This is a genomic window from Natronospira sp., from assembly GCF_007134575.1.
In the GTDB taxonomy this organism is placed as follows: domain Bacteria; phylum Pseudomonadota; class Gammaproteobacteria; order Natronospirales; family Natronospiraceae; genus Natronospira; species Natronospira elongata.
In genome coordinates this window covers 1-5,025 of the sequence record NZ_SLKM01000062.1, presented here as the reverse complement: position 1 = coordinate 5,025, position 5,025 = coordinate 1, and the positions used below count along the sequence as shown (strand labels likewise).

7 protein-coding genes are annotated in these 5,025 nt (G+C 44.2%); 1 reads left to right on the top strand and 6 read right to left on the bottom strand.

Translation table 11 applies throughout. The features are described from left to right. Positions 1–302: hypothetical protein (locus tag ACJWXQ_RS02535; protein ID WP_406672074.1), on the top strand; the 302-nt coding region annotated here is incomplete at its 5' end. Between the two features lie 168 nt (positions 303–470). On the opposite strand, the gene groL is transcribed toward ACJWXQ_RS02535, so the two are convergent. The 6 genes from groL to ACJWXQ_RS02505 all read right to left on the bottom strand — a co-directional run. Next, positions 471–2,108 carry a chaperonin GroEL gene (gene groL, locus ACJWXQ_RS02530; RefSeq protein WP_406672073.1) on the bottom strand — a complete coding sequence of 546 codons (1,638 nt, stop codon included), beginning with the start codon at positions 2,106–2,108 and terminating at the stop codon, positions 471–473. Positions 2,109–2,147: 39 nt separating this feature from the next. Continuing rightward, complete coding sequence (groES, locus tag ACJWXQ_RS02525) at positions 2,148–2,426, bottom strand: co-chaperone GroES (RefSeq protein ID WP_406672072.1); 279 nt, start codon at positions 2,424–2,426, stop codon at positions 2,148–2,150. 199 nt (positions 2,427–2,625) lie between these two features. Continuing rightward, positions 2,626–3,009: a preprotein translocase subunit SecG gene (secG, locus tag ACJWXQ_RS02520; RefSeq protein ID WP_406672071.1), complete on the bottom strand. Its 384-nt coding sequence runs from the start codon at positions 3,007–3,009 to the stop codon at positions 2,626–2,628. A 12-nt stretch (positions 3,010–3,021) separates the two neighbouring features. Then, positions 3,022–3,636: a hypothetical protein gene (locus ACJWXQ_RS02515; protein ID WP_406672070.1), complete on the bottom strand. Its 615-nt coding sequence runs from the start codon at positions 3,634–3,636 to the stop codon at positions 3,022–3,024. Positions 3,637–3,648: 12 nt separating this feature from the next. Beyond that, positions 3,649–4,155 (bottom strand): LptE family protein, encoded by a 507-nt coding sequence (locus tag ACJWXQ_RS02510; RefSeq protein WP_406672069.1) that lies wholly within the window; start codon positions 4,153–4,155, stop codon positions 3,649–3,651. Between the two features lie 165 nt (positions 4,156–4,320). Then, positions 4,321–5,025, bottom strand: a 705-nt coding sequence (locus ACJWXQ_RS02505; RefSeq protein WP_406672068.1) for a helix-turn-helix domain-containing protein, incomplete at its 5' end; no start/stop codon positions are given.

The following is a 5,025-nucleotide window of genomic DNA, read 5'->3' as shown; positions in this document are numbered from 1 at the left end:
TCCCTGGTCTCTTTTCCAGGGGAGCTGGGTGCCCATCACTCAGACGCAATGCAATTACTTTTTCCTTCTCCCAGCTTCTGTCTTTTTGCCACGAACCCTTCGAGCTTCCGGCTATTTTGTTCTGCAACGGCAAATATCAATCGAAAATCGAATACTATTTTATAGTGTGTCAAAAAACCTGTTCCCGGATGATCGGGATTTTGAAGATGGGCGTTTCATTTGTGTTATTTGCATTAAATTACATGCAAACTGATACAAAGGTAATCAATGCCTATGAAAAAATGGATCAAGTGATCCAATAGGTTTTTTACCAAGATCGAAGGGTTGGAACAATGTGAAATAGACCAATTACGCAAAAGATCACAGAAAGTCTCCGGAATCGTTCACAACAGACATTGTCCGTGGAGTTAAAAAAAGCGGACAGGTATTTTACCTGCCCGCTGTGGGGAAATATATGTTGGGGTTGATTTTTACATCATACCACCCATGCCACCCATTCCCGGATTCATTGGAGGCATATCCGCTTTTTCTTCTTTTATGTCTGCAAGTACGCACTCAGTGGTGAGCAACATGCCAGCTATCGAAGAAGCATTTTCTAGTGCTACGCGGGTCACTTTGGTGGGATCGATCACACCTGAGCTGTAGAGATTTTCGAAGACACCTGTCTGGGCGTTATATCCATAATCATCTTTCCCTTCTTTTACTTTTTGGACGATGATGGAGCCTTCTACTCCTGCATTTTCAACGATCATCCTGAGCGGTTCTTCAAGTGCTCTGCGTACAATGGTTGCACCTGTATCTTCGTCGGCATTGTCGCCTTTGAAATCATCCAGTGATTTCAAAGCACGGATGTATGCGATGCCTCCTCCCGGCACGATTCCTTCTTCAACGGCGGCTCGTGTGGCGTGCAATGCATCATCGCAGCGGTCTTTTTTCTCTTTCATTTCTACTTCGCTGGCAGCGCCAACATATAATACAGCCACTCCACCGGCAAGCTTGGCCAGGCGCTCCTGGAGCTTTTCCCTGTCATAATCGCTGGTGGTATTCTCAATTTGCGTTTTGATCTGGTTTACACGTGCCTTGATATTGTCTTTGTCGCCTTTGCCGCTAACGATTGTGGTATTGTCTTTGTCGATGGTGACTTTTTCGGCACTTCCCAAGTGGCTGAGGTCGGTGTTCTCAAGCTTGTAGCCCTGCTCTTCACTGATGACGGTTCCACCGGTTAGGATGGCAATGTCTTCAAGCATCGCCTTCCTGCGATCGCCAAAGCCAGGAGCTTTAACAGCACCAATCTTTAATGAGCCACGCAGCTTATTCACCACCAGGGTTGCAAGTGCTTCACCGTCTACATCCTCTGCAATGATCAGCAGGGGCTTACCTGTCTGAACAACTTTTTCGAGCACTGGCAGGAAGTCCTTCATCGTGCTGATCTTCTTGTCATAAATGAGGATGTACGGATCTTCAAACACTGCTTCCATTTTGTCAGTGTCAGTTACAAAGTAAGGGGAAATGTAACCGCGGTCAAACTGCATGCCTTCCACCACATCAACATGTGTTTCGGTACCCTTGGCTTCCTCGATGGTGATCACACCTTCTTTTTTTACTTTCGACATCGCTTCAGCGATAAGTTTACCAATACTTTTGTCGTTATTGGATGAAATGGTAGCCACCTGCTCAATCTTTTCGATGCTGTCACCCACTTCTTTTGATTGTGATTTAAGGTTTTCAATAATTTTGACAACAGCTTTGTCGATGCCACGTTTCAGGTCCATTGGGTTGGCTCCTGCCGCCACGTTTTTGAGACCGGCAGAGATGATAGCCTGTGCAAGTACAGTAGCGGTGGTTGTGCCATCACCTGCTACATCGGCAGTTTTGCTTGCCACTTCTTTCACCATTTGTGCGCCCATGTTTTCTACGGCGTCTTCCAGTTCAATTTCCTTTGCCACAGTAACACCGTCCTTTGAGATGGCAGGTGCACCGAATTTCTTATCCATGATCACGTTACGGCCTTTGGGGCCCAATGTTACCTTTACTGCGTTTGAAAGCTTGTCAACACCACGTTTGAGTGCATTGCGCGCTTCCAGGTTGAAGGTTATTTCTTTTGCCATGATTTTCTGTTTTTATTTGGTTATTAATTTTATGATTGCTTAGATTACTGCATAGATGTCAGATTCACGCATGATCAGATAATCTGTTCCATCAAAGTTCAGCTCTGTACCGGCATATTTTCCGTATAGTACATTGTCGCCTACTTTGAGGGTAACGGGATTGTCTTTGGTGCCTTCACCAACGGCAACAACGGTGCCTTTCTGAGGCTTTTCCTTTGCAGTGTCAGGGATGATAATCCCCCCGGAGGTTTTTTCTTCGGCAGGAGCCGGCTGTACCAAGACACGGTCAGCTAAAGGTTTGATGTTTACTTTTGTCATTTTTAAATAATTTTCAGGTTATACAATATGTTTTATGATGTAATTGTACGACTCACAATTCCACTGCGGCCATCCTCACATATTGTGCCAAAGCATCAGGAACGAATTGTCAAGGTCAAAATAACATGTTATTGATGTGGTAACAAAAAAAATGTCAGAATGGAGTGCCATTCTGACATTTTTTTGACAGCAAAGCTGCTTAGTCTTCAATTTCGGGGCTTACCGGCATTGTGCCAATTTCATCGACGTCATCCGGAATAGTTGCAGGCGAAGGAGCAGGGAAGTCCATTGGCCTTGTGTCGCCTGCAGGTACCAGGTCAAGAATTTCACTTTGTACACCCTGGTGTATTTCGCTGCGTGGAATCACAAAAGTAGATGACAGTGTTAATAACAACAACACAATGGCAAGCGTCCAGGTTGCTTTTTCAAGAAAGTCAGTTGTTTTTCGTACACCCATCACCTGATTGGATGACGAGAAGTTGGATGCAAGGCCACCGCCCTTGGCGTTTTGCACCAACACGATCATCACCAGCAGGATGCAGGTGATAAGGATCAATACAGATATTAATACGTAGGTACCCATTGTTTTTGATTTTTAATTGTTCTGATTTCGTATGATTTTCAATTTTTTTGCAAAGTAACTGCTTTTTTCCGGAAACATCAAACTTAATTTGTGATAAATCATTTCCGCCTCTTGATTTTTCCCCTGCTGCAGCAAAATCTCTGCCAATGTCTCGCTTGCTACATCGGCCTTATATGCAATGCTTTCAGCAGCAATATCACCCTCAGGAATCTCTTTGCCACGTGCTTCTATGCGTGGATTTTGTTCCAAAAACTTGTCAATGATGGCCTGTTGCCGTCGTTTGCGTTCGCTGATTATTTCCGCTTCATCTTCATACAGTTTACTTGAAACTATTTGGTTATCTTGAGCTTCAAATCCAATTTGTGGTGTTGTCTTGCTTTTTTCATGTAGCAGTGAGTGTTTGTCATCCAAATAATTTTGAAAGACACGTCTGTCAGGTGCAATGGCTGAAGATATGTTATGATGATATTCAAAAACAGAGCTTTTGCCTGGCATAAGAGCTTTGGTCAGCAGCATCCGGAACGGCTGGCAATACGGGTAATTCTCCACCATCTTTTCTAAAAACTCTATGGATTCGTTATCCGGAAGTTGCTGATAATTGATCAGTTTAATAAGCTTTTGTTGCATGTCGATATCCTTTTACCAGTTAACAACAGCCTGGTTGAATATGTCTTCTGTCAGCTCCTGAATGATAAGGTCGATGGCGTCATTCTCAACTTGTGAAAGGCTCAGGTTGCTGTCGTAATCATAAAACCTTGAGAAGTTGCGGCTAAAGTCATTTCCAGGCTCAAATTCATTAAAAAAGTTCACCCTTACCGTAATCGTGAGACGGTTCATGGCTGCCCTGTCGTCGCCGGTTATGGCGATAGGCTCAGTGCGGTAATTGGTGATGCTGCCTTCAAAGTGAAGATGGCCAACTCCTTCTACCATACGCAAATTTGTTTGTCGCAGAAACTTATCTTGCAGGCCCTCAGTGAAGCGTTGGCTGAGCGTTGGTTGTACAAGTGGCGCATCATTCGGGAAATAACTCACTGAAATGGTCTCAGCTTGTGGAGGAATACTAGCACCGGTGAAGGAGTAAACGCCACATGCACAGACAATTGCGCCGATTATTGTTGATATAAAGAAAAGTTTTATTCGGTTCATGGTTGCGGGTTCATTGTTACGGGTATCTGGTTGCTAATTTCTAATTTCTGGTTCAGTGTTGAGACAAGGCATGCCTTGTCTTTACGTTCAGGGTGCCTGGGTTTTCTATTCACGTTAGGGTTCTTCTTTTGAGCCCGCGCGAACCCTTCCAGCTTCGAGCTTTTTTCACTCTATATCATATTCCTTGATCTTACGATAAAGCGTTCTTTCGGAGATGCCGAGTTCGCGGGCTGCCTTTTTTCGCCGGCCGCTATGTTTTTGTAATGCTTTTTCGATCAGATCTTTCTCCTTTTTCTGTATAGAAAGGCTCTCTTCAATATATTCGTGTTGAGCCTCCTCGTAGCTTTCAATCACATCATGGTTGTTATCATTGCTGCGAATGTTTTCCGGGTTCTCATTGTAAACCTGGGGCAAGTCTCTGTCGTGGTAAAGTTTTTTAATCAGGTGTGCGTTTTCTTCACGAAAATCACCTGATAACTGCCCGTTGCGAAGCATTTGCATGATGATTTTTTTCATGTCTGTTATGTCGCGTTTCATTTCAAAAAGCAACTTGTAAAGTATTTCTCTTTCGCTGAGGCTCTCAACCTTGCTGTTTACTTCGCTGAAAAGTACAGGCAGCATGTTCTCCTGTTTGTCTGCCAGGTAATGATTGATGGTGTCGCTGGTAAGGTACCTGTCTTTTTCAATTACCGAGATTTGCTCAGCCAGATTTTTCAGTTGTCGGACATTGCCTGACCACCTGTGATTTACTAGTTGCCGCTCAGCATCTTCGCTAAGCTGCAATGGGGGTATGCGGTATTTTTCTGCAAAATCAGACGAAAACTTCTTGAAAAGCATCACGATATCATCCTTGCGCTCCCGAAGCGCTGG

Bases quoted from the DNA above. Each gene is read 5' to 3' on its own strand.
- groL (WP_406672073.1), bottom strand. From the start codon at position 2,108: ATGGCAAAAGAAATAACCTTCAACCTGGAAGCGCGCAATGCACTCAAA.
- groES (WP_406672072.1), bottom strand. From the start codon at position 2,426: ATGACAAAAGTAAACATCAAACCTTTAGCTGACCGTGTCTTGGTACAG.
- secG (WP_406672071.1), bottom strand. From the start codon at position 3,009: ATGGGTACCTACGTATTAATATCTGTATTGATCCTTATCACCTGCATC.
- ACJWXQ_RS02515 (WP_406672070.1), bottom strand. From the start codon at position 3,636: ATGCAACAAAAGCTTATTAAACTGATCAATTATCAGCAACTTCCGGAT.
- ACJWXQ_RS02510 (WP_406672069.1), bottom strand. From the start codon at position 4,155: ATGAACCGAATAAAACTTTTCTTTATATCAACAATAATCGGCGCAATT.